This is a genomic window from Streptomyces sp. NPDC037083, assembly GCF_055606485.1.
The window spans coordinates 50,006-71,950 of record NZ_JBVJSQ010000009.1; the positions used below are offsets into that span (position 1 = coordinate 50,006).

Below are 21,945 nucleotides of genomic sequence, written 5' to 3' on the forward strand. Positions count from 1 at the left end.
CTTCCCCAGCTCCGCTGTGCGCGTGGCGGTCGCGCCCGTCACCCCGGACCGACGGCACGCCGCGTCATCGCCCCGCTCACGCACCTCCCGTACGACGTCCCCCGAGCCGCTACCGAGAAGGGACAGAACGTGTTCACCACCACCCCCCGCAGCTCCATACCGGTGAGGAGGTCGCCGCGTTCGGTGCTCCTGGCGCTCTTCGCGGCGCTGGTGCCGTTACTCGCGGCCACCCTCCTGTCCGCACCCGCCGCCACCGCCCGCGCCGAGGCGCCGGCGGCGGTCCCCGCCGCCACCCTCACCGAGGTCACCGGCTTCGGCACGAACCCCAGCAATCTGCAGATGTACGTGTACGTGCCGGCGAACGTCACCGCGCGCCCTGCGATCCTGGTGGCCGTGCACTACTGCACGGGCTCCGGCCCCGCCATGTACAACGGCACCGAGTACGCCCGGCTGGCCGACCGGTACGGGTTCATCGTGGTCTACCCGTCCGTCACCCGTAGCAGCAAGTGCTTCGACGTCTCCTCGCCCCAGGCGCTGAAGCGCGGCGGCGGCAGCGACCCCGTCGGCATCAAGTCGATGATCGACTGGACCACCCGCACCTACTCCGCCGACACCGGCCGGATCTTCGTCACGGGCATCTCCTCCGGCGCGATGATGACCAACGTCCTGCTCGGCGACTACCCCGACGTGTTCGCGGCCGGCGCCGCGTTCGCGGGCGTCCCGTTCGGCTGCTTCGCGACCACCAACGGCTCCGAGTGGAACAGCGCATGCGCCGGCGGCACCGTCCTGCACACTCCGCAGGAGTGGGGCAACCTGGTGCGCAACGCCTACCCCGGCTACACCGGCAAGCGGCCGCGGATGCAGGTGTGGCACGGCACCCAGGACGACACGCTGCGCTACCCGAACTTCGGGGAGCAGATCAAGCAGTGGACGAACGTGCACGGCGTCGGTCAGACCCCGGCCGCCACCGACTCGCCCCAGTCCGGCTGGACCCGCACCCGCTACGGCGGCACCGGTGACCGGGCGCCCGTCGAGGCCATCAGCCTGCAGGGCGTCGGCCACAACGTGTACAGCAACGGCATGGGCGCCCGCGTCCTCAAGTTCTTCGGCCTCGACGGCTCCGCTCCCGCACCCGAGCCCGAGCCCGAGCCGGTGCCCGGCGCCTGCAGGGTGACGGCGTCCACCAGCGCCTGGAGCACCGGCCTGACCGGATCCGTGACCCTCACCAACACCGGTACCGCCGCGACCGACGGCTGGAAGCTGGGCTTCACCCTGCCCTCCGGACAGACGATCACCAATGGCTGGGGCGCTTCCTACAGCCCGGCCTCAGGTGCGGTGACGGCCACCAACATGGAGTACAACTCCACGATCGCGCCGAACGCGAGCATCACCATCGGCTACCAGGCGAACCACACCGGCAACAGCACGCCACCCGGCGCCTTCACCCTCAACGGCGCCCCCTGCACCACCGGTTGAGCCGTTGTGGGCGGCCGGGGCGACCGGCCGCCCACCGGGACAGCCAGGGATCAGGACCGCCGGCCGGCCGAACCCGGCAGGTCCGCCGACGCGGCCGCGGCCCGCAACGCCGCCCAGTCCGGCAGCTTCACCACGCCCCGCCCCAGCGAGGCTCCCAGCGCCGCCTCGGCCCGTTCGATCGCCAGCCATCCCGCCCACTCGACGGGCTCGGCCCCGGCGGCCCGCAACGGTCCGAGAGGATCCTCGGGCAACGGGCGCCGCGCGAGGAGGGGAGCGTCCTCAAGCAGGGACGTCGCCGTCTCCTTCGCGCACGGCCGGTTGGTGCCGATCACGCCGGTCGGACCCCGCTTGATCCAGCCGGCCACGTACTCGCCCGGCGCGACCGCGCCCTCGCGCAGCACCCGCCCGGCGAGATGCGGCACGGTGCCCCGCTCCGCGTCGAACGGCAGCCCCTCGACGGGCACCCCCCGATACCCCACCGACCGCAGCGCCAGTTGCGCCTCGACGTCCTCGTACCGGCCGGTGCCCGTGACCCCGCCGCGCCCGTCCGGAGCCGTCCGCTCGAAGCGCACCGCGCCCAGCCGCCCCTGGTCGGCGAGCAGTTCGACGGGCCGCAGGAAGAACCGGAGCCGGATCCGCCGCCGGGCACCGCGGGCCGGCGCCGCCGACCAGGCGCGCAGCACCTCGACGTTGCGGCGCTGCGCCGCAGGCAGCCCGGAAGGGTCGCCGTAGGCCGGATCCAGCGCCAGCTCCGCCCCGTCCACGACGACCTCGGTGTCGGGCAGCGTGCCCAGCTCGCGCAGTTCCTTGGTGGTGAAGCGGGCCTGGGACGGGCCGCGCCGCCCCACCATGTGGACCTCGGTGACCCCGCTCGCCGACAGCGCGCTCAGGGCCGCTTCGGGCATGTCGGTGGGGCTCAGCTCCGCCGCGCCCCGGGCCAGGATCCGGGTGACGTCCACCGCCACGTTTCCCACGCCGACCACCACGGCCGAACGGACCTGCCGCAGGAACTCGCCGGCGGCGGCGTCCGGGTGCGCGCTGTACCAGGACACGAACTCCGTCGCCGACCAGCTGCCGGGCAGTTCCTCGCCAGGGACGCCCAGGTGGCGGTCGGCCGCGGCGCCCACGCAGTACACGACGGCGTGGTACAGCTCGCGCAGCCGCGCCACAGGCACCCCGTCCGCGCCGATCCGGACCCCGCCGAGGAAACGCACCCGCTCGTGCTCGAGGACCGTGCGCAGGCTGTGCTGCAGGGACTTGATCTTCTCGTGGTCCGGAGCGACGCCGTACCGCACGAGCCCGTAGGGGCACGGCAGCCGGTCCAGGACGTCCACGAGCACCTCCGGGTCCTGCTGGACCAGGCTCTGGGCGGTGTAGACCCCACTCGGCCCTGAGCCGACGACGGCGACACGCAGCACGGTGGAACTCCTTACCCCGGGGTACGGAGGAGAGCGCTGGTGTCTCCAGCATCGCACCGGTGCCGCTCCGCTGACAGGGTGCAGTGCGCTCACCGTGCGCGCGTGTCAGTTCTTATGGAAAGTGATCATGAGGTTACGTTGCGTGTGTGCTAGAAGCATCGTTTCTTAATCTTTCTGATCGTTCCGCCGAGGACGGCACGGTGTCCGTGTGGCCGGCGTGGGAGGTCCGGGAGGGCGGAGGCGCCACTTCCTGGTTCCAGGTCCGGCTGGCGTTCCCCGACGGGGCGCGCGTCGAACTGCTGGCCGTCGTCTGCGGCGGCCATGTCTCCATCGAGGACGTCCGGGCCCGGCCGGCCCTGTCCCTCGCCGATCTGACGGTGCTCGCGGACTGGATCGAGGGCCCGCTGTTCGAGCGGTGCGACACGGGCGGCCTCGAAGCCGAGGACGTGCACGACGAGGCGGCCACGACGGCCGCGACGGCCGAGGAGGACGCGGGCGGGCCGCTCGACAGCCGACGAGCCCGACCGGCCTGGCCGCGCGGCGCCGAGGGGCGGTGGCTGGTGGCGCAGGAGTACCTCGCGGCCCAGGAAGAGGGCGCGGACCCCGTTCTCGCGGTCATGTGCGCGACGGGGCACAGCCGGCGCAGGTCGCTGCGGCTCATCGCGCAGGCGCGGGACGCGGGATATCTGACACCGCGCCACGCGCGCCGCTGACCTGGACGCTCTCGCCGGGCGTCACAGCATCGCGCGCATCCGCGTGATCTCGCTCGTCTGCTGCGCGATCACGTCGTCCGCCATCTCCTCGATCTGCACGTTGTTTCCCTCGGCCTTGACGTCGGCGGCCATGGTGAGCGCGCCCTCGTGGTGGGTGATCATCAGGGTGAGGAAGAGCGCGTCGAAGGCCTTGCCGCGCGCCGCGCGCAACTCGGTCAGCTGCGCCTCGGTCGCCATCCCGGGCATCACGGTGTGCTCGTGCCCGCCGCGCGTCGTCTTCTCGCCGTGCGTCGTCAGCCATCCCTTCATGGCCTCGATCTCCGGCCCCTGGGCCGCGGAGATGCGCAGGGCGAGCCGCTGGACGTCGGCCGACCGGGCGCGGTCGGGGACGAGTTCGGTCATGTCCAGGGCCTGGGCGTGGTGCTCGATCATCATCTGCGCGTACGACACGTCGGCCGAGTTGGGTGTGTCGTCGTCGGCGCGCCCGCCGGCGGCGTCCTGGGCGGAGAGGGTCCGGTTCGGCTCGCCCGGCTTGCCCGGCACGATCACCGAAGGGCCGCCGTGCGCACTCGACTTGGCGTCCGGTCCGGAGTCGCAGCCCGCGAGGGCGAGCACCAGCAGCAGTGAGGCTGAGACGAGGGGCACGCGGCGGACCAGCACAACGACCTCCTGGAGCAGGCGAGTCGGGGACGAGTCGGTCCCCGACTGGATCTTTGCACCGCTGGACGCACTATCGAACCTGCGGCTGCACGCAAGGATTCATGACGAGTGCGTTGCCAGCCTTTGATATGTGCATGATGAAGACGATACTTCGGAGCACCGTGAACCGTTCCCCGTGAACGGCGACAAGGGAGGATGCAGTGACCCTGTTGAACGATCCTCGAACACGACGCAGACGGCTGGGAGTCGCCGCGGCGTGTGCCGGTCTCCTCGCCGCACTCCTGACGTCGGTCCCGGCGGCCGCGACCCCCGACCCGGGGGACGGTCCCGCCGTGGAGCAGGAGGTCTCGCAAGGCGCCAGGGCCGAGGCGGCCGCGGCGATCGCCGACGGCGAGATACCCGGGCAGGACGAGATCGTCCACTCCGCCAACATCGAGCACTTGGCGAACGTCCCCAAGGAAGCGCTGCCCGCCACCAACTCGGACCTGGCCTTCCAGGGCAGGTACGCCTTCGCCGGCAACTACGACGGCTTCCGCATCTTCGACATCAGCAACCCGAAGGCGCCCAGGACCGTGGCCCAGGTGCTCTGCCCGGGCTCGCAGAACGACGTCTCCGTCTCGGGCGACCTGCTCTTCCTGTCGACCGACTCCTCGCGCAGCGACAGCAGTTGCAACAGCACCACCCAGCCGGTGACCGAGAAGTCCTCCTGGGAGGGCATGAAGGTCTTCGACATCAGCGACAAGGCGAACCCGAAGTACGTCGCCGCCGTGGAGACCGCCTGCGGCTCGCACACCCACACCCTGGTGCCCGAGCGCAAGAACGTCTACATCTACGTCTCCTCGTACTCGCCCAACGCCGCCTACCCCGACTGCCAGCCCCCGCACGACGGCATCTCGGTCATCAAGGTGCCGCGCAAGGCTCCCGAGCAGGCGGCGGTCGTGGGCTTCCCCGTCCTGTTCCCGGGCGAGGGCCCGGACGGCGGCGGCAACCCCGGCGGTCCGACCAACCCCGGCGTGTCCAAGACCACCGGCTGCCACGACATCACCGTGCTGCCGGACAAGGACCTGGCGGCCGGCGCCTGCATGGGCGACGGCATCCTGTTCTCCATCAAGGACCCGGAGCACCCGAAGGTCATCGACCAGGTGCAGGACAACGTCAACTTCGCGTTCTGGCACTCGGCGACCTTCAACCAGAAGGCCGACAAGGTCGTCTTCACCGATGAGCTGGGCGGCGGCAGCGCGGCCACCTGCAACGCGGCGACCGGCCCGAACCGCGGTGCTGACGGCATCTACGACATCGTCGGCAAGGGCGACAAGCGCAAACTCGTCTTCCGCGGCTACTACAAGATCCCCCGCCACCAGGCGGACACCGAGAACTGCGTCGCCCACAACGGCTCGCTGATCCCGGTCAAGGGCAAGGATCTCATGGTCCAGGCCTGGTACCAGGGCGGCGTCTCCGTCTGGGACTTCACCGACTCCGCGAACCCGAAGGAGATCGCCTACTTCGAGCGCGGCCCGCTGAGCACCACGGGCCTGCAGACCGGCGGCTCGTGGTCGGCGTACTACTACAACGGCTACATCTACTCGAACGACATCGCCAAGGGCTTCGACGTGCTCAAGCTCAGCGACCGGCGTACGGACCCGGCGAAGCGCGTGCACCTGCGCGAGCTCAACGTCCAGACCCAGCCGGACTACTTCGACTGATCCCCGGCCGGCGGGTCCGTCGCGAAGAACCGCGACAGATCGCTGTCACACGTCCCGCCGGGCGCCTCGGCGTCCGGCGGGACACCCTGCTCCCAGTCGAGGCGGTAGCGCGCGAACAGGTCGGCGCGCAGTCTGGTGAGCGGCAGGGGCAGGTTCGGCAGCACCATGGAGTAGACCGCCCCCATCAGCTGTGAACGCAGCATCGGGTAGTCGTGGTCGACGTCCTGCGAGCCGTGCCGCGCGGCGGTGTCCCGCAACAGTTCGGCCAGCCGCTGCTGCTCCGGACACTGCACGAAGCCCTCGGCCTGCAGCAGCCCCGCCATGTGCTGGCGCATCAGCACCGTACGGTCCCGGGCCAGCCCCATGATCGCGTCGATGGCCCGCGCCATCCGCTCCCGGCCGTCCTCGGTGTGCGGCTCGCGCTCCAGCGCCTCTTCCAGGGTGCGGTGCATCAGCCGGTGCACGGCCGACTGCACCAGTCGGCGCTTGCCGGGGAAGTAGTACGACACCAGACCGCGTGCCGTGCCCGCCCGGTCCGCGATGTCGCCGAGCGTCGTCGCCTCGTACCCGCGCTCGCTCACGAGCTCGACCGCCGCCTGCAGGAGCCGTTCCCGGGAACGCCGCCGCAATTCTTCATTGACCGAGGCGCTGCGCGGGGACATCCTGTAACTCCTGCGTTGACTGGCTGCCAGCCAACTATACTCAGGACGTCCCGGTCGGCTCCGATTGGAGCGCGCCGGGCCGACGCCTGCTCTGGGCGACGCGGGGGATCGTCCAGAGTGGGCGCGTTTCTTCGCCCCGATGGTGTCCTGAGGCTACCGTCGGCGGGGATGTGACCCGGCTTCCCGCCGAGCCGGCCCGCAGTCCCGGCACCGGTCGGAGACCGGTCGGGCGTTCCGCCGCCAGCGGATGGTCCACGAAGTGCACCGCCTCCGGACGAGCGTGAGCCCGCCGTCGCACAGGAGGCGGAGGCACGCGCCCGCGCGCCCGACCGCGTCCTCACCATGGCGTGGCGTGCGCTGAGGCGGCCCGCCCTACCGTCGCTCCGGCTCGGTCACGGCCGCCATCGCAGGTGGGCCGCGATCGCCAGCGCCACCAGGGTCCCCCCGAGCAGCCAGCCGCCCAGGACGTCCGAGGGCCAGTGCACGCCCAGCCAGATCCTGGTCAGTCCCACGCCCACCACCGAGACCGCCGCGACCGTCACCGCCGCACGCCACAGGACGCGGCCGGCTCCGTGCCGGTGCAGCAGCCACAGCAGGAGGCCTGACACCACCGTGGCGGTCAGGGCGTGTCCGGAGGGATAGGCCGCAAAGTGGGCCGAGTCCACGGGGTCGGGCCAGACCGGACGGGCACGGCCCACCCCGGCCTTGAGCCCCTGCTGGACCAGCGTGCCCACAGCCGCGGCGGCCACCAGCCAGCCGGCGGTCCACCAGGCCGCGCGCCGCCACACCAGCCACACGGCGACCGCCGCGCCCAACAGACGCATGGTCAACGGGTCCCACACCCAGTCGGTGAGGATGCGGCAGGCCTGGGTGACGTCGGGGTCGGCGACGGCCCAACGGTGGGTGGTGCGGGAGACGTCGCCGTCGGCGGAGATCAGGGGGTGCCACTCGGCCGCGACCAGGACGAGGAGGACGACGGAGCACAGGCCCAGGACCAGGGCGACGCGGACGGCCGTGCGCAGGGCCGCGGGACGGGTGGGGGAGTCGACGGGCGGGTTGTGCATGCACCGATCCTCGCCGACCAGGGGTGTCCGAGGCGAACCCGGGGGGTGTGCCCGTGCCCCTGGGACGGCGGGCCCGTGCGGCGGGCCGGGATCCCGTCCACCCTGCGGCCGCGCGGTCGGCGGCTGCCCGGACTCGCCCGGACGCGCCGCCGCAGGCTCGCCCTGCCTGCCTGCCTGCCTGCCCGCGCGGAGGCAACAACCGTGAGTCAACCCCCGCTGATGCGAGCTGACTTGACCCTCCCGGCGGCGCGGGGCCGATCGGGCCGCGGGTGTTGAGTGCGGCGGGAGTCAGCCCAGTGCGCGCAGGCCGGGCACCAGGGTCACCAGCACCGGGATCGCCGGGACCAGCGAGGCCGCCGCCGTCAGCCGCAGCCTGCGGGCCGCGCTGAGCCGGTCGGCCGGAGTGAGCAACCGGCGCACGCGCTGGGGGACATGGGCCTGCGGAGCGGGGGAGGGGCCGAACACACCGCGGTCCTCGTTGAGTTCCACCAGCGCGAGCGCGGTCGTCAGCCGGCCGAAACGGCGCGAGGCCATGTCGTCGGCGGACAGCTCGACGAGGCGGTGCATCTCGTCGCGGAACGCGGCGAACACCGGCACCTGCGGGAATCCGGTGGCCAGTGCCGTCGAGCAGTGCAGCAGCCAGTCGTGGCGCGCCTGGACGTGCCCCTGCTCGTGGGCGAGCACGGCATCGAGCTGACGTCCGTTCAGGCGTCGCAAGGCGGCCGTGGTGACGACCAGTTGGGGCGCGGCACCCCCCAGCCACCAGGCGTCGGGCTGCTCGCCCTCCAGCACCAGCAGCCGGCCGGAAGCACCCCCCTCGCCCGGCAGCAAGGGTGCACGCAACCGCAGTTCGGCGCTCCGGGAGCGGTGGCGGGCGCGACTGTGCACGACCTCCCGGACGAGCATCGCCCCGCTCCACAGTCCGCCGCACGCCAGCGCCACCGCGGTCGCAGCGGCCCAGGGGCCGCTCGACCCCGGCCCGTACGCCTCCATGACCGCCCGTGGGGCGGGTGCGAAGACGTGCCCGCGCACCGCCTGCCAGGCCGCCGCCGCGCTGAGCGTCATCGACAGCGCACAGCACAACAGGATCGTGGCCACCGCGCACTGCCACGCCCACAGGGCGACCACCGGTTCGCGGTCCGGCCAGTCGGCCCGGGCGATCAGCCGGGGGGCGGCCACGGCGGTCAGGGCGCCGAACAGCAGCAGGACCGCGGGGACCATCATGAGCAGCACCCTATGAGCGGCATGCCGCTCAGAGGTACGGCTTCTCGCGGCGAAGTGACGCAGGCCACGCCCGGGGCCGGGCGGATCACATCGTGAGCAGCATGGCGAGCATGCCGATTCCCATCGTCAGCCGGCACGCGCGTGCCACTTCGGGCCGGTCGCCCCAGGCGACGGCCGCCGGGGCCGCCCCGGCCGTCGGCAGCAGCCTCGCCCCGGCGAGGAGGACGTACCCGGCGAAGTACAGCAGCAGCACCCCCGTCAGCAGGGGGGCTCCCGAGCCGCCGTGCCCGTGATCGTGAGCGGGTGTGCCGGCCATCACGGCCGCCATGTAGGCCATGGCTCCGGCGCCCACCAGGTGATGCAGGTGGTGGACGCTCTCCCGGGCCGACCACAGGGCCCGCAGTGCGGCCGCTCCGAAGACCGTGGCGTAGGCGGGCCATGCCCACGCCGGCGGCGTGAACACGGCCGGCGGTACGGCCATCGCGGCCATCCCGAAGCCCATCAGCGCCTCGCCGCCCGCGGCCCTGCGCTGTTCCTCGACCCTGCTGCGCATCCGCAGCAGGCAGTAGGCCCCGGTCGCCGCACACAACGCGACCAGCAGCCAACCGGGCGAAGCCGGTCCGTGCACGCGCACCTCCCCGCTCGACGTTCGCAACCGCTCGGCGTTCGCCATCGAGGGATGCGATGCCCACGCCATGCCGCGCGCACGCGGGCGCAAGGGTGTACACGGGGGGCATTCGACGGAGCCCGGGTTTATTTCACTGGTAAAACACATGTTAAATTGGCGCCCATGAGCAGTGCGCCCCCTCAGCGATCCCGCATCCGCCGCAGCCCCGGCACCAGCCCCAGGCCGGGCTCCGGGGGCCGACCCGGCCACGGGTCAGACTCCGGCCACGGCTCCGAATCCGGCCACAGGTCCGGCTCGGGTCACAGGTCCGGCTCCGGGCGTCGGCCGGGAGTCCGCCTCCCGCTCACCGGCGTTCTGCGCCTCGGCCGGCCCTCCGACATCTGGTTCAAGCCCGCCCTGAGCGTGGTCGCCGCGGTCGCCCCGCCGAACCTGATCCTGCTGGCGCTCGGGCGGTTGGACCTGGCCATGTACACGATGGCCGGATCCCTCTGCGCGCTGTACGCCCACAACCGTCCCTACACGGCCCGGGCGCGCGTGCTGGCCTGGGTGGTGCTGGGCATGACCGGTGGTCTGGCCGTCGCCCTGCTCGCCGCCTCGCTCACCGCCGACCCCGTCGTCCTGGTCGCCGTCGGCGCCCTGCTCGCGGCCGCGCAGAAGGCCCTCTGCGACGTGACCCGGCTCGGGCCGCCCGCCAACGTCGTCCTCACCTTCATCAGCTCCGCCTCGCTGTTCGTGCCGCAGACCCTCGGCCAGGTCCCCGGCCATCTGGGGCTGGCCCTCGCCGCGGGCGGCTGGGCCTGGCTGATCGGCATGGCGCCCGGGCTGGCCCGCCCGCACGGCCCCGAGCGGCGCGCCACCGCGCACGCCCTGAACGCTGCCGCCGCGCTCGTCGAGGCTCATGCCGACGCGCACGCCGAAACGCAGGTCCCGGCGCACGGCGCCACACACGCTGGACCACACGGCGGCGAGCATGTCGCCGCGCACGGTTCTGGTGAAGGCCGGGCCCGCGCCGCCGCGGCCGCCGCCGTGCACGCCGCCTGGCAGACCCTCCTCTCGGCCCGCGCCGGGGAGCCGCGCCGTGCCCTGGAACGGCTCGTCGTGCGAGCCGAGATCGCCCTCGCCGCACCCGCCGACGCCGACCCGGCACGGTTGCGCGACTGGGCCCGCGACCTGCGCGGCACCGCGCCGGTCCCGCACCCCCACGACCTCGTGGACGACGACGAACTCCTCGGCGTCGACGCGGAACTCGCCGTCGGCCGGCCGACGTTGTGGCGCAGCCTCGGGCCCCTCGCCCCGATCGCGGTGCGCACGGCCGTCGGCTGCGCCCTGGCCGGATACGCCTCCCTCGCCCTGGGCGTGGGCCGTCCCTACTGGGCCCTGGTCACCGCCGCGTCCCTCTACCAGGCGAACGTCACCCTCACCTGGAGCCGCGCGGTCCAGCGCGTCGTCGGCAACCTCGTCGGCGTCCTCGCCTTCGCCGCGCTGGTCCCGCTCGCCCACCTCGCCAAGGCGGCGCTCGTCCTGGTCTGCCTCGCCCTCAACTTCGGCGCCGAGGCGCTCATCAGCCGCAACTACTGGCTCGGCAGCGTGTGCGTGACCCCGATGGCCCTGCTCATCACCGAGTTCGCGCAGGTGCAGGACCCGGGCCGGCTGATCACCGAGCGGCTCGCGGACACCCTCGTCGGCGCCGTGGTCGGCTTCGCCGCCGCGATCGCCGTCACCAACCGCCGGGCGGGCGACCGTCTCGACGGCGCCCTGACGGCGGTCGAACGAGCGCGGGAGCACGCCGCACGCCTCCTGGCGGAGCCGCGACCCGCGCCCGCAGCCCTGGACTCGGCCCGCCGCGGGCTGGCCGCCGCGCTGGTCGACCTCCGCGCCACCGCCGACGCGGCGACGGGCGAATGGTGGCAGCGCGCCCTGCCCCAGGAGCGGGTCGTGTCGGCCGAACAGTTCGGACACCGTACGCTCGCGGCGACGGTACGGCGCCAGGGGCTGCTCCTGGACCGGGACGCGAGCACGAGAGCGGAGGACGTACGGCGATGACGGCGACGCAGGGACGGGCGGCGGCCGGGGACGGAGCACAGGAGGGTGCCGAGACCGGGGGCGCGTCGGGCCGGCACCCCGCGGCCGCGGACCCGCCCGCCACCGGCGACCGGCCGAGAAGCGACGACCGGCAGACAGGCGGCGACCGGCAGACAGGCGGCGACCAGGGCGCGGACGGCGACCCCGCCCGGAAGGACACGGTCGCCGCCGTCGTACGGCAGTGGCAGACCGTCCGCCCCGACCTCGACACGGGTCCCATGGAGATCATCGGCCGCGTCAACCGCTGCGCCGCCCTCCTCCAGCAGGCCGAGGACGCGCCCCTGCGCCGCGTCGGGCTGAGCCGCCCCGAGTTCGACCTTCTCGGCGCGCTGCGCCGCACCGGCCATGAGCTGACCCCGGGCGAGCTGGCCCGCGAGACCTTCTCCTCCGGGGCCGCCGTCACCAAGCGCGTCAAGCAGCTCACCGAGCGCGGCCTGGTGGAACGCCGGGGCGACACCCGCGACCGTCGGGTCGCCCACCTCCGCCTCACCGACGCCGGACGGGATCTCGTCGACGGCGTCATGCCCGAACAGCTCGCCTACGAGAGCGCCGTGCTGTCCGCCCTGGACGACGGCAGCCAGGGCGAACTGGCCGACCTGCTCGGTGAGTTGCTGAGCCGGCTGGAGGGACACATGCGGGCGCTGCGGCTCTGAGGGCGACGGGGGTCGGGCGCTGCGGTTCTGAGGACGAGGGAGGTCGGACGCTGCGTTCTGAGGCGACGAGGGCCCGAGGGACCCAGGCTGGGACGGTGGCGCCTCGCGTGCCGCACCCCGTCCGCTCTCACTTCTCGTATCCCGCCGGGTACACGCCGAACACCGCGCCCTGCGGGTCCCGCAGCACCGCGATCCGTGGACCGTCCGGCACCGAGGTCGGCTCCATGAGCGCCGTGCCGCCCGCCTCGACGGCCGTCCGCGCGCAGGCGTCCACGTCGGTCGCCGCGAAGTACGGCAGCCAGTGCGGCGGCACCTCCGGCGGGAACTTCTCGTCCATCGTGACCATGCCGCCGAAGTCCGCACCGCCGACGCCCCACTGGACGTAGTTCTCCGAGGAGCCGACGGTCCAGCCGAACACGGTGGAGTAGAAGGTCTCCGCCCGCTCGGGATCGCGGGTCAGCAGCTCGACCCAGCCGAGCGTGCCGGGCGCGTTGAACAGCCCGGCCCCCGGAAAGGCCCGCGCCTGCCACAGTTGGAACGCAGCCCCGGCCGGATCCAGGGCGACCACGAAACGGCCCGCGTCGAAGACGTCCATCGGCCCGACCAGCACCTTGCCGCCGGCCTCCGTGATCAGCCGCGCGCTCACGTCCGCGTCGGTCACCGCGAACGACACGCTCCAGGCGCACGGCTGCGCCTCCTGGTACAGCGGGCTGAGCGCGGCGACGGCGGTCTCGCCGAGGTGTGCGACGGTGTAACCGCCCGCCTCCTGCCGCGGATCCGTCTGCGGACGCCAGCCGAACAGCTCCGTGTAGAACCGCTTCGCCGCCTGAAGGTCACTGGTCCCCAGTTCGGCCCAGCAGGGCCCGCCGGGCACGGGTGCGTGGAGCTTCATGGCGTTCCTTCCGAAAGAGCCCCTTCCAGCACGCTAGTCCCCGGCCCGAGCCGCGGCATCCGGTGGCGTGCCCCGGCCCGAACCCCGCCCACGAGGCCTCCCGCACGGCCCGAAGAGACCCGAGACCCCTGCCACCGCAGGAGGCGCCCGAACGGAGCCCAGCCGCCGCGGGCGTCGCCCAGACGCGGTCATGGGGCGACGGGCGCCCCAGGGCCACGGCCGTGTCACGGCGGCTTCATCGCAGGGCTGCGGCCCTGTCGCGGTGGTTCGTCCGGGCACGGCCCAGCACCACGCGGACGGCGCACGGCCGTGCACGGCGGTGTCGTCCGGGGCGTGGCCCAGCACCCCGCGGACGTCACTCCCGACCGGCATGCGAGGACGACCCGGACCGGTCGGAGACACGGGCGGCCGGAGAACGCCACCGACCGTTGGCCCGCCGGGGAGTACCACTGACTCTTCCGGGGCGGGGAGTACCGCTGACTCTTCCCGGCCGGTGAGGGCCACCGACCCGTCCCGACCGGCGAACGCCACCGACCGCCTCCGGCGCGGCCCGGCGCGATCCCGGCCGGGGGAGGGGGCGATCAGCAGTCCCGTCCTGGCCCGGCGTGTTTCCCGGCGCGGCCCCGGCGGCCGAGCCTCGCCGACCGCCCCGGCGGGATCCGGCGCGACCTGGGCGGCGGTGCCTCGCCGACCGTCCCGCGGGGAGCCCCGCCCCCGTTCCCTGCGGGGAGCCCCGCCCCCCGTTCCCGGCGGCGAGCCTCGCCGTACCGGCCCCGCCGCCGCGCTCAGACGCCCGGGCGGTACCGGATCGGGTGGTCCGCGGGGACTTCCACCAGCACGATCGGTGTGCCGTCCGGATCCGCGATCCACATCTCGACCAGGCCCCATGGCTCCTTCACCGGCGGCCTGACGATCTCGACCCCCTTCGCCAGCAGCTCGTCGTGTGCGGCCGTCACGTCCGCCACCTGCAGCCACAGCCGTACCGCGGGGTCCGGTGGCGTCGGGTCCTGCGTGCGGCCCGAGAGCTCCAGGAAGCCGCCGCCGAGGAAGTAGACGACCCCGCGGTCGGGCCCTGTGCCGAACTCGCGGTAGACGGCGAGGCCCAGCCGCTCCCCGTAGAAGGCGCGGGACCGTTCGGGATCGGTGGGGCGGAGCAAGGTCCTACTGCTGAGTACATGCACCATGCATCCTGAGCGTACCGGGGCGGAGTTAGGCTCACCGTTGCCCCAGACGCGTCAGAGACCCGGAGACCGCCCGCATGGACACCGCCGCCACCGACCTCGCCTTCCGCGACGCCACCGCCGCCGACGTGGAGGCCCTCGTCGCGCTCATCGAGTCCGCCTACCGCGGCGACTCCAGCCGGGCCGGGTGGACGACGGAGGCGGACATCCTGCAGGGGCAGCGAACCGACCCCGACGGCGTGCTCGCCGTCATAGAGGCGCCCGCCTGCCGGTTGCTCACGGCCGAGCAGGACGGCAGGCTCGTCGCCTGCTGCCAGCTCGAGCACCGCGGCGGCCACGCCTACTTCGGCATGTTCGCGGTCAGCCCCACGGCGCAGGGCGCCGGCCTCGGCAAGGCCGTCATGGCGCAGGCCGAGCGGCAGGCCCGCGAGGACTGGGGCGTCACCGAGATGCACATGACCGTGATCTCCGTCCGCGACGAGCTCATCGCCTGGTACGAGCGTCGCGGCTACCGCCGCACGGGACGAATGACTCCCTTCCCGTACGGCGACGAGCGCTTCGGCATCCCCCAGCGCGACGACCTGCAGTTCGAGCTGCTGGTCAAGGAACTCGCATGATCGCTAGGCGGTGAACCGGCCGGTGCGCCTGATCTCGGGGTAGTCGGTGGTCGCGCCGTCGAGTTCCAGGGCGCGCACGAGCCGCAGTTGATGCTGGGTGTTGACCACCCAGCCGATGATCCGCAGGTCCCGCTTGCGGGCCTCCTCGACGATCTCCAGCGTGAGCCGCCTCAGGTTGAGGCAGACCGTGGCGGCGCCGGCGGCCACCGCCCGGTCCACGATGCCGACGTCGTACCGGCTGCCGATGAGCGCGGTGCGCACCCCGGGGACCAGCCGCGCGATCTCCGCGACGGCCTCGTCGTGGAACGAGGACACCTCCACCCGTTCCACGAGGTCCCGGGCGTGCATCACCTCGGCCAGCGCCCGCGCCGCCTGAACGTCCTTGATCTCGGCCTGGAGGGGAGCGCGCACGGCGTCCAGGACCTCCTCGAACACCGGCACGCGCTCCCCCCGGCCCGCGTCCAGGGTGCGCAGCTCCGCGAGGGTCTGGTCGGCGACGGCCCCGGTCCCGTCGGTCGTGCGGTCCACGTCGGGGTCGTGCATGACCACGAGCGCGCCGTCCTTGCTGAGGTGCAGGTCGAGTTCGAGGACGTCGAGACCGGCCTGCTCGGCGGCGACGAACGAACGCAGGGTGTTCTCGGGCTCGACGCCCATGACTCCGCGGTGACCGATGGTGAGAAAGTTCAAGGCGCGACTCGCTTCCGCGTCGACGGCTGGGCCGGCGGAGCACGCAGCCCGGCGCCCCGGGCCGTCCGGGGCATGCGTGCGCCCCTGGGGATCCCTACCCGCCCTGCTCGCGCGGAAGCCGCCGCCCCTCCGGTGCTCGGCAGGAAAAAGTTCGGTGAACATGCGGTCACGCAGGATAATTTCCCGAAGGTCCACTTGCTGGAGGAAACCTCATATGCATACGGTGTCCTGACGCGAGGTTCTCCAGTGGAGGATGGGACATGACGGAAATTCTTGTGCAGGCAGCTACCGGGGAGCAGGTCCCCCCGACGACCAGGGTGGTGGAGCACCCGGCGTGGCGCGTGCTCAAGGATGCCGTGGAGCGGATCCGGCCCTGGCAGGCGAAGGACGGCTCGATCGACTTCGCGGCCGAGGGCGCACCGCAGCGCGCGGAGGCCGAGCAGGCCGTGGGGCGCGTGGTCGAGGCGGTCGAGGAGCTCTCCCCGCTGCTCCCGCACGACGGCGAGTACCACCACGCCCTGGTGAAGGACCTGCGGGTCTGGGCCGAGGGCGGCTTCGGGGTGCCGGACTTCCTCGACTCGCTGCTGGCCTTCCAGCCCGCCGCGAACCGTGCGGACGGCCTCCAGCACCTGGTCGTCTTCCCGATGTACACGCAGAACGGCAACCCGGACCGCAACCTCGAAGCGGTCGTGCTGCGCATGGTCTGGCCGGACTGGCTGGCCGAGCTGGAGCGCACCCGTTACGACAACCCGCTGTTCTGCGGCATCACCTTCGAGGACTTCACGGCCGGCTACGACACCAACTCGGCCGTCCTCTTCCCGGAGACCATCGCCGTCCGCGAAGCGCCGGAACGTTTCTCCTGGGGTGGCATCTTCTGCGACCGCGAGGCCGCGCGCTTCCGCCGCGTCACCGACGCCGCCGTCGACGTCCTGGGGCTGGAGCTGCCCGAGGACATCGCCGCCATGGTGCACGACCAGAAGCGCTGCGAAGAGGCGTTCGTGCTGTGGGACATGGTCCACGACCGCACCCACAGCCACGGTGACCTGCCCTTCGACCCGTTCATGATCAAGCAGCGCCAGCCGTTCTGGATGTACGGACTGGAGGAGCTGCGCTGCGACCTCACCGCCTTCAAGGAGGCCGTGAAGCTCCAGGACGACGGCGTCCCGCAGGCCCGTGACGTGCAGTACGCGGTCCTCTTCGACCGCATGTTCCGCTTCCCGGTCACCGGCGAGCGGGTGCGCAACTACGACGGCCTCGGCGGCCAGCTGCTCTTCGCCTACCTGCACAAGCACGACGTCATCCGCTGGACCGACAACAAGCTGCACATCGACTGGCAGCGCGCCCCGCAGGTGACCAACCAGCTGTGCGCCGACATCGAGCAGCTGTACCGCGACGGCATCGACCGCCCCAAGCTCGTCCACTGGTTCGCCGGCTACGAGCTCGTCTCCACCTACCTCGCCCCGCACCCGGGCTCCAAGTGGGCCAAGGGTCCTGACGCCCTCGACCTGACGCAGCCGCCGCGCAAGCTCGTCGATGACGTGCTTCCGGACGAGTTTCCGCTGAGCATGTTCTATGAGGCACTGTCCAAGAAGCTGAAGCACGTGATCGCCTCGACCAAGGGCATCACGGCGGACAGCGCCGAGCGGATCGCCGCGTGAGCGACCTGCGTACCGAGAACACTGCTCAGGAGGCGAAGAAAATGGGGAACGGGGCTCTCAGCGGTGCGGTGATCGCGGTGGCCGGCGCGGGCGGACCCGCCGGCCGGGCGGCACTGCTCAGGCTCGCGGAGGCCGGCGCGACCGTCGTCGGCGCGGACAACGACCCGGAGCGCCTGGCGGAGGCCGTCGACGCGGCCCGCTACGGGGCAGGGGGCGCCACCGTCACCGGTGAGCCCGTCGACCTGCTCGACCTCGACTCGACCCGTGGCTGGGCCAACCGCGTCGAGAAGGACTTCGGCCGGATCGACGGCCTGGTCCACCTCGTCGGCGGCTGGCGGGGCAGCGAGACCTTCATCAAGACCAGCCTGGACGACTGGGACCTGCTGGAGCTGCTGCTCGTCAAGACCGTGCAGCACACCTCGCTCGCCTTCTTCGAGGCTCTCCAGCGCAGCGAGCGCGGCCGGTACGTGCTGATCAGCGCGGCCGGCGCCTCCAAGCCCACCGCGGGCAACGCCGCGTACGCCGCCGCCAAGGCCGCCGCCGAGGCCTGGACGCTGGCGCTGGCCGACGCCTTCCGGAAGGCCGGGGGCGCCGACGGGCCGACCTCCGCGGCTGCGATCCTGGTGGTGAAGGCGCTGGTGCACGAGGCGATGCGCGCCGACCGCCCCAACGCGAAGTTCGCGGGTTTCACGGACGTCACGGACCTGGCCGAGGCCATCGCCGGAGTCTGGGAGAAGCCCGCCACCGAAGTGAACGGACAGCGTCTGTGGCTCACCGAGCAGCCGTGAACCCTCCGAAGACCGACGCCCGCCGCCACCACGACCCGGAGGTCCGCGGTTTCGCCAGCGACAACTACGCCGGTGCCCACCCGGAGGTGATGGCCGCCCTGGCCCTGGCCAACGGCGGGCACCAGGTGGCGTACGGCGAGGACGACTACACCGAGAACCTCCAGAGGATCGTCCGCAGCCACTTCGGGCCGACGGCGGAGGCCTTCCCGGTCTTCAACGGCACCGGCGCCAACGTCGTCGCCCTCCAGGCGGTCACCGACCGCTGGGGCGCGGTGATCTGCGCCGAGAGCGCCCACATCAACGTGGACGAGGGTGGCGCGCCCGAGCGGATGGGCGGTCTGAAGCTGCTCACCGTGCCCACGCCCGACGGCAAGCTCACCCCCGAGCTGATCGACCGGCAGGCCTGGGGGTGGGAGGACGAGCACCGCGCGATGCCGCAGGTCGTCTCGATCACCCAGAGCACGGAACTGGGCACGCTCTACACGCCCGACGAGATCCGGGCCATCTGCGACCACGCTCATGCGCGCGGCATGAAGGTCCACCTGGACGGCTCGCGGATAGCCAACGCGGCGGCCTCGCTGGACGTCCCGATGCGGACCTTCACGAACGCCGTGGGCGTCGACATCCTCTCCCTCGGCGGGACGAAGAACGGCGCCCTGTTCGGCGAGGCGGTCGTGGTCCTCAACCAGGACGCCGTCAGCCACATGAAGCACCTGCGCAAGCTGTCCATGCAGCTCGCCTCCAAGATGCGCTTCGTGTCGGTGCAGCTGGAGGCGCTGCTCGCCAAGGACCTGTGGCTGCGCAACGCCCGCCACTCCAACGAGATGGCCCAGCGGCTCGCTGAGGGCGTGCGGGCCGTGCACGGTGTGGAGATCCTCTACCCCGTGCAGGCCAACGGCGTCTTCGCACGGCTCCCGCACGACGTGAGCGAGCGCCTGCAGAAGCGGTTCCGGTTCTACTTCTGGGACGAGGCGGCGGGCGTCGTGCGCTGGATGTGCGCGTTCGACACGACCGAGGACGACGTGGACGCGTTCGTCGCGGCGGTCAAGGAGGAGATGGCGCGGTAGCCGCGAGTCCATGAATGCATAGGTATGCGGTCACCCGAAAAGTCATTGACGATCGGGTGATCGTTTTCCTATGCTCAGCGCTCATGGAGCTGATCCAGGCGAACCCCGACCTGTCCGCGTATCTGGTGGCCGACGAGGCCATCGACCACCACCATCCGCTGGTGCGGGCCACTGCGGCGCGCCTTGCCAGGCAGGCGGAGGACTCGTATGCCTATGCACGTCTCGCCTTCGAGTTCGTCCGCGACGCGGTTCCCCACTCGCAGGACGCCGACGACCCGCGCGTGACCTGGCGAGCCTCGGACGTACTGGAACAGGCGACGGGCATCTGCCACGCCAAGGCCCACGCCCTGGCCGCGCTGCTGCGCGCCGAGGACATCCCCACCGCGCTCTGCTATCAGCGGTTCGCGCACGACGCGGGCGACGGGTACGCCCTGCACGGACTGGTAGCCGTTCGTTTCAACGGGTCCTGGCACCGCCAGGACCCGCGCGGCAACAAGCCGGGCGTGGACGCGCAGTTCTCCCTGGACGGCGAACGCCTGGCCTTCCGGCCCGATCCCGCCGCGGGCGAACGCGACCACCCCGGGCTCTATGCGTCACCGCATCCGGCGGTCCTGAACGCGCTGAAGGCCGCTCCCGACCGGCAGCACCTCTGGCGGACGCTGCCCTCGGCACTGTGAAATCACCGGAGGGCGCCCTCTCCGCCGGCCGGGGGCGCGAGCGGGCGTGCGGCTGTCAGCCGGCGTCGCTGCGGGCGAGCCGACCGCCCTGGTCCGGGCACGCAAACGCCTTCGTCCGGGCAGGCGTGGGGCTCTCTTCCGGGCGAGCGAACGCCCTGGTCCGGGCGCGTACGGCTCGGGATCGGCCGAGCGAACGGCCGAACCCGGGACGGCTCACGTCCTCGTCCCGGGCGGGGCGGCGGAGTCGTGCGGGCGTCAGCGCGCCTCGGCCGCGCGGACCTGCTCCGGGGTGGGGGCGGTGCCGCCGAGGTGGGCCGGCATCCACCAGGTGTCGCTCGCGTCCTTGGGGCGTACGGGGTAGGCGCGCTGAGCGGCCTCCAGGAGCTCCTGGACACGCTCGCGCAGCTGCCGGGTGATGGCCCCCGCGTACTTGTCGCGCGAGGCCTCGATGGCCTCGCCCACGCGGATGGTGATCGGGGTGTGGCTGCGCTTGAAGTTGCGCGGCTGGCCCTTGGTCCACAGTCGCTGCGTTCCCCACAGGGCCACCGGGATCAGCGGAACGCCCGCCTCCTGGGCCATCCGGGCCGCACCCGACTTGAAGCTCTTCAGCGTGAAGGACTGGGAGATGGTGGCCTCGGGGAACACGCCGACGATTTCGCCGGAGCGCAGTGAATCCAGCGCGTGGGCGTAGGCCGTCTCGCCCTGATTGCGGTCCACCGGGATGTGCTTCATGCCGCGCATCAGCGGACCGGAGATCCTGTGGCGGAAAACGGACTCCTTCGCCATGAAGCGAACGAGACGTTTCTGCGGGAGCGCGGCCAGACCGTCGAAGATGAAGTCGAGGTAGCTGATGTGGTTGCTCACCAGCACGGCTCCACCCGAGCGCGGGATGTTCTCCGACCCCTGGCAGTCGATCTTGAGGTCCCAGACCTTGAACAGCGTCTGGGCGAGGCCGACGACGGGGCGGTAGACAAGCTCAGCCATGGGCGGGGCGGACCCTTCCTTCTCTCTGCCGGGGAAGCCTCTCCGCGGCAAAGTTACGCAGCCGTAGGTTTACGGCATGTCGCAGATCGTGCCCCAAGAACGGCCGGGGAGCCAGTCCTGGTGCCCGAAGGCGGCGAGATTCTCGTCACTTCGCCCCTTGATCCACCTCGGGCTTTTAAGTCGTCTTTACTGCGCGCGTACCGTGACCCGCCGCGCGAGCAGGTACATCTCGCAGCCGAGGCAGTACCCGAAAGCGGCATTCAGGAAGGCGGCGGCGAGCGCCGCACCGGTCGCCGCGAGGCCCAGCCAGTCGGGTCCCAGCGTCAGACCGACGAGACCGAGGCCCGCGAACAGCAGTCCCACCGCCTGTGCGAACCGGGGCGGCGTCGGGGCCTCGAACTCGGTCGGCGGCCCGAGCCGCGGCCGCACGGCCCTGCGGAACACCCAGCCGTACGGCGAACGCCCCGCCCCGCCGGCCGCGCCGAGCGCGAACGCCAGCGTCTGCCAGGCCAGCAGCCAGGCGTTCCCCGTGATCAGGACGACCGCGAGCACCACGGTCGTCACGGCGGCCCCGAAGCGCGGGCCCCTCGCGTCGATGTCCATGAATCAAGCATTCCGCAACGGAAACGATTCCTGGGGGCGGGAATCTTTGCAGTCTCGTGAACGCTGGAGCAGCAGATGACCGGACTGGTGGTGTGTGTGGCGGTGCTCGCGGCGGCGAGCGCCTACGGAATGCTGCAGCGGCGGCGGAGCGGGAGGGTACGGGTGCGCGGGCGGGACGACGGCAGTCGACTGGGAGCGGACCGGCTCGGCGGCGCGCTCGGGGAACGGGCCACGCTCGTTCAGTTCTCGAGCGCCTTCTGCGCGCCCTGCCGGGCGACCCGCAGGATCCTCGGCGAGGTGGCCGACGTGGTCCCCGGAGTCGCGCACATCGAGATCGACGCCGAGGCGCACCTGGACCTCGTGCGCGAACTCGACATCCTCAAGACCCCGACCGTCCTGGTCCTGGACGCCGACGGGCGCGTCGTCCGGCGCGCCACCGGCCAGCCCCGCAGGGCCGACGTGATCGCGGCCCTGGGGGAGGCGGTGTGACCTGCCACGGGGCGACGGT

At 72.4% G+C, this 21,945-nt stretch carries 22 protein-coding genes; 11 read left to right on the plus strand and 11 right to left on the minus strand.

Going from position 1 to position 21,945, the window contains the following annotated elements:
- Positions 1–183: 183 nt before the first annotated feature.
- On the plus strand, positions 184–1,476 hold the full coding sequence (locus ACZ7DE_RS23770) for an extracellular catalytic domain type 1 short-chain-length polyhydroxyalkanoate depolymerase (RefSeq protein WP_470764919.1): 1,293 nt from the start codon (positions 184–186) through the stop codon (positions 1,474–1,476).
- A gap of 50 nt (positions 1,477–1,526) precedes the next feature.
- Here the strand turns inward: ACZ7DE_RS23770 and ACZ7DE_RS23775 are convergent, their stop codons facing one another.
- Entirely contained in the window at positions 1,527–2,894 is a 1,368-nt protein-coding gene (locus ACZ7DE_RS23775; protein ID WP_470764343.1) for an FAD-dependent oxidoreductase, read from the minus strand.
- Between the two features lie 200 nt (positions 2,895–3,094).
- Here ACZ7DE_RS23775 and ACZ7DE_RS23780 point away from each other — a divergent pair, with 200 nt between their 5' ends.
- Positions 3,095–3,607, plus strand: coding sequence for a DUF6214 family protein (locus tag ACZ7DE_RS23780; protein ID WP_470764351.1), 513 nt, complete (start codon positions 3,095–3,097; stop codon positions 3,605–3,607).
- 21 nt (positions 3,608–3,628) lie between these two features.
- On the opposite strand, the gene ACZ7DE_RS23785 is transcribed toward ACZ7DE_RS23780, so the two are convergent.
- Complete coding sequence (locus ACZ7DE_RS23785; protein ID WP_470764353.1) at positions 3,629–4,252, minus strand: DUF305 domain-containing protein; 624 nt, start codon at positions 4,250–4,252, stop codon at positions 3,629–3,631.
- A 215-nt stretch (positions 4,253–4,467) separates the two neighbouring features.
- On the opposite strand from ACZ7DE_RS23785, the gene ACZ7DE_RS23790 reads away from it, so the two are divergent.
- Positions 4,468–5,970 (plus strand): LVIVD repeat-containing protein, encoded by a 1,503-nt coding sequence (locus tag ACZ7DE_RS23790; RefSeq protein WP_470764355.1) that lies wholly within the window; start codon positions 4,468–4,470, stop codon positions 5,968–5,970.
- Here ACZ7DE_RS23790 and ACZ7DE_RS23795 read toward each other — a convergent pair.
- From ACZ7DE_RS23795 to ACZ7DE_RS23810, 4 genes are all read right to left on the minus strand, one after another.
- On the minus strand, positions 5,958–6,632 hold the full coding sequence (locus tag ACZ7DE_RS23795) for a TetR/AcrR family transcriptional regulator (protein WP_470764357.1): 675 nt from the start codon (positions 6,630–6,632) through the stop codon (positions 5,958–5,960). The genes ACZ7DE_RS23790 and ACZ7DE_RS23795 overlap by 13 nt on opposite strands.
- Positions 6,633–7,024: 392 nt before the next feature.
- Complete coding sequence (locus ACZ7DE_RS23800; RefSeq protein ID WP_470764359.1) at positions 7,025–7,696, minus strand: phosphatase PAP2 family protein; 672 nt, start codon at positions 7,694–7,696, stop codon at positions 7,025–7,027.
- A 288-nt stretch (positions 7,697–7,984) separates the two neighbouring features.
- On the minus strand, positions 7,985–8,920 hold the full coding sequence (locus tag ACZ7DE_RS23805) for a M56 family metallopeptidase (protein WP_470764361.1): 936 nt from the start codon (positions 8,918–8,920) through the stop codon (positions 7,985–7,987).
- 85 nt (positions 8,921–9,005) lie between these two features.
- Positions 9,006–9,548, minus strand: coding sequence for a DUF5134 domain-containing protein (locus ACZ7DE_RS23810; RefSeq protein ID WP_470764362.1), 543 nt, complete (start codon positions 9,546–9,548; stop codon positions 9,006–9,008).
- A 162-nt stretch (positions 9,549–9,710) separates the two neighbouring features.
- Between ACZ7DE_RS23810 and ACZ7DE_RS23815 the strand changes: the two genes are divergently transcribed.
- Positions 9,711–11,591, plus strand: a complete 1,881-nt coding sequence (locus ACZ7DE_RS23815) for an FUSC family protein (protein ID WP_470764364.1) — start codon at positions 9,711–9,713, stop codon at positions 11,589–11,591.
- A complete protein-coding gene (locus tag ACZ7DE_RS23820; protein ID WP_470764371.1) occupies positions 11,588–12,283 on the plus strand; it encodes a MarR family winged helix-turn-helix transcriptional regulator in 696 nt (231 codons plus the stop codon). Before ACZ7DE_RS23815 ends, ACZ7DE_RS23820 begins: the two co-directional genes overlap by 4 nt.
- 127 nt (positions 12,284–12,410) lie before the next feature.
- On the opposite strand, the gene ACZ7DE_RS23825 is transcribed toward ACZ7DE_RS23820, so the two are convergent.
- Positions 12,411–13,175: a VOC family protein gene (locus tag ACZ7DE_RS23825; protein WP_470764373.1), complete on the minus strand. Its 765-nt coding sequence runs from the start codon at positions 13,173–13,175 to the stop codon at positions 12,411–12,413.
- Between the two features lie 785 nt (positions 13,176–13,960).
- Positions 13,961–14,359 carry a VOC family protein gene (locus ACZ7DE_RS23830; RefSeq protein WP_470764374.1) on the minus strand — a complete coding sequence of 133 codons (399 nt, stop codon included), beginning with the start codon at positions 14,357–14,359 and terminating at the stop codon, positions 13,961–13,963.
- Between the two features lie 74 nt (positions 14,360–14,433).
- Between ACZ7DE_RS23830 and ACZ7DE_RS23835 the strand changes: the two genes are divergently transcribed.
- Positions 14,434–14,973: a GNAT family N-acetyltransferase gene (locus tag ACZ7DE_RS23835; RefSeq protein WP_470764376.1), complete on the plus strand. Its 540-nt coding sequence runs from the start codon at positions 14,434–14,436 to the stop codon at positions 14,971–14,973.
- A gap of 3 nt (positions 14,974–14,976) precedes the next feature.
- Here ACZ7DE_RS23835 and ACZ7DE_RS23840 read toward each other — a convergent pair whose 3' ends face one another.
- Positions 14,977–15,660 carry a glycerophosphodiester phosphodiesterase gene (locus ACZ7DE_RS23840; RefSeq protein WP_470764378.1) on the minus strand — a complete coding sequence of 228 codons (684 nt, stop codon included), beginning with the start codon at positions 15,658–15,660 and terminating at the stop codon, positions 14,977–14,979.
- A gap of 260 nt (positions 15,661–15,920) precedes the next feature.
- Here ACZ7DE_RS23840 and ACZ7DE_RS23845 point away from each other — a divergent pair, with 260 nt between their 5' ends.
- The 4 genes from ACZ7DE_RS23845 to ACZ7DE_RS23860 all read left to right on the plus strand — a co-directional run bounded on the left by ACZ7DE_RS23845 (position 15,921) and on the right by ACZ7DE_RS23860 (position 19,850).
- The gene (locus ACZ7DE_RS23845) at positions 15,921–17,318 is read left to right on the plus strand and encodes a DUF6421 family protein (protein ID WP_470764380.1); all 1,398 of its coding nucleotides are present in this window, start codon (positions 15,921–15,923) and stop codon (positions 17,316–17,318) included.
- A 41-nt stretch (positions 17,319–17,359) separates the two neighbouring features.
- A complete protein-coding gene (locus ACZ7DE_RS23850) occupies positions 17,360–18,106 on the plus strand; it encodes an SDR family NAD(P)-dependent oxidoreductase (protein WP_470764382.1) in 747 nt (248 codons plus the stop codon).
- Positions 18,103–19,173, plus strand: coding sequence for a threonine aldolase family protein (locus ACZ7DE_RS23855; protein ID WP_470764384.1), 1,071 nt, complete (start codon positions 18,103–18,105; stop codon positions 19,171–19,173). Before ACZ7DE_RS23850 ends, ACZ7DE_RS23855 begins: the two co-directional genes overlap by 4 nt.
- A gap of 83 nt (positions 19,174–19,256) precedes the next feature.
- A complete protein-coding gene (locus ACZ7DE_RS23860; RefSeq protein WP_470764386.1) occupies positions 19,257–19,850 on the plus strand; it encodes a transglutaminase domain-containing protein in 594 nt (197 codons plus the stop codon).
- A gap of 255 nt (positions 19,851–20,105) precedes the next feature.
- On the opposite strand, the gene ACZ7DE_RS23865 is transcribed toward ACZ7DE_RS23860, so the two are convergent.
- The gene (locus ACZ7DE_RS23865) at positions 20,106–20,834 is read right to left on the minus strand and encodes a lysophospholipid acyltransferase family protein (protein WP_470764387.1); all 729 of its coding nucleotides are present in this window, start codon (positions 20,832–20,834) and stop codon (positions 20,106–20,108) included.
- 186 nt (positions 20,835–21,020) lie between these two features.
- Positions 21,021–21,437, minus strand: a complete 417-nt coding sequence (locus tag ACZ7DE_RS23870) for a DUF4395 domain-containing protein (protein ID WP_470764389.1) — start codon at positions 21,435–21,437, stop codon at positions 21,021–21,023.
- Positions 21,438–21,512: 75 nt separating this feature from the next.
- Between ACZ7DE_RS23870 and ACZ7DE_RS23875 the strand changes: the two genes are divergently transcribed.
- The gene (locus ACZ7DE_RS23875) at positions 21,513–21,926 is read left to right on the plus strand and encodes a thioredoxin family protein (RefSeq protein ID WP_470764391.1); all 414 of its coding nucleotides are present in this window, start codon (positions 21,513–21,515) and stop codon (positions 21,924–21,926) included.
- Positions 21,927–21,945: the final 19 nt, after the last annotated feature.

What these genes read in the sequence shown, in the direction of transcription:
- ACZ7DE_RS23795 (WP_470764357.1), bottom strand. Translation starts at nt 6,632, where the DNA reads ATGTCCCCGCGCAGCGCCTCGGTCAATGAAGAATTGCGGCGGCGTTCC.
- ACZ7DE_RS23800 (WP_470764359.1), bottom strand. Translation starts at nt 7,696, where the DNA reads ATGCACAACCCGCCCGTCGACTCCCCCACCCGTCCCGCGGCCCTGCGC.
- ACZ7DE_RS23805 (WP_470764361.1), bottom strand. Translation starts at nt 8,920, where the DNA reads ATGATGGTCCCCGCGGTCCTGCTGCTGTTCGGCGCCCTGACCGCCGTG.
- ACZ7DE_RS23815 (WP_470764364.1), top strand. Translation starts at nt 9,711, where the DNA reads ATGAGCAGTGCGCCCCCTCAGCGATCCCGCATCCGCCGCAGCCCCGGC.
- ACZ7DE_RS23820 (WP_470764371.1), top strand. Translation starts at nt 11,588, where the DNA reads ATGACGGCGACGCAGGGACGGGCGGCGGCCGGGGACGGAGCACAGGAG.
- ACZ7DE_RS23825 (WP_470764373.1), bottom strand. Translation starts at nt 13,175, where the DNA reads ATGAAGCTCCACGCACCCGTGCCCGGCGGGCCCTGCTGGGCCGAACTG.
- ACZ7DE_RS23830 (WP_470764374.1), bottom strand. Translation starts at nt 14,359, where the DNA reads ATGGTGCATGTACTCAGCAGTAGGACCTTGCTCCGCCCCACCGATCCC.
- ACZ7DE_RS23835 (WP_470764376.1), top strand. Translation starts at nt 14,434, where the DNA reads ATGGACACCGCCGCCACCGACCTCGCCTTCCGCGACGCCACCGCCGCC.
- ACZ7DE_RS23845 (WP_470764380.1), top strand. Translation starts at nt 15,921, where the DNA reads ATGACGGAAATTCTTGTGCAGGCAGCTACCGGGGAGCAGGTCCCCCCG.
- ACZ7DE_RS23850 (WP_470764382.1), top strand. Translation starts at nt 17,360, where the DNA reads ATGGGGAACGGGGCTCTCAGCGGTGCGGTGATCGCGGTGGCCGGCGCG.
- ACZ7DE_RS23860 (WP_470764386.1), top strand. Translation starts at nt 19,257, where the DNA reads ATGGAGCTGATCCAGGCGAACCCCGACCTGTCCGCGTATCTGGTGGCC.
- ACZ7DE_RS23865 (WP_470764387.1), bottom strand. Translation starts at nt 20,834, where the DNA reads ATGGCTGAGCTTGTCTACCGCCCCGTCGTCGGCCTCGCCCAGACGCTG.
- ACZ7DE_RS23870 (WP_470764389.1), bottom strand. Translation starts at nt 21,437, where the DNA reads ATGGACATCGACGCGAGGGGCCCGCGCTTCGGGGCCGCCGTGACGACC.
- ACZ7DE_RS23875 (WP_470764391.1), top strand. Translation starts at nt 21,513, where the DNA reads ATGACCGGACTGGTGGTGTGTGTGGCGGTGCTCGCGGCGGCGAGCGCC.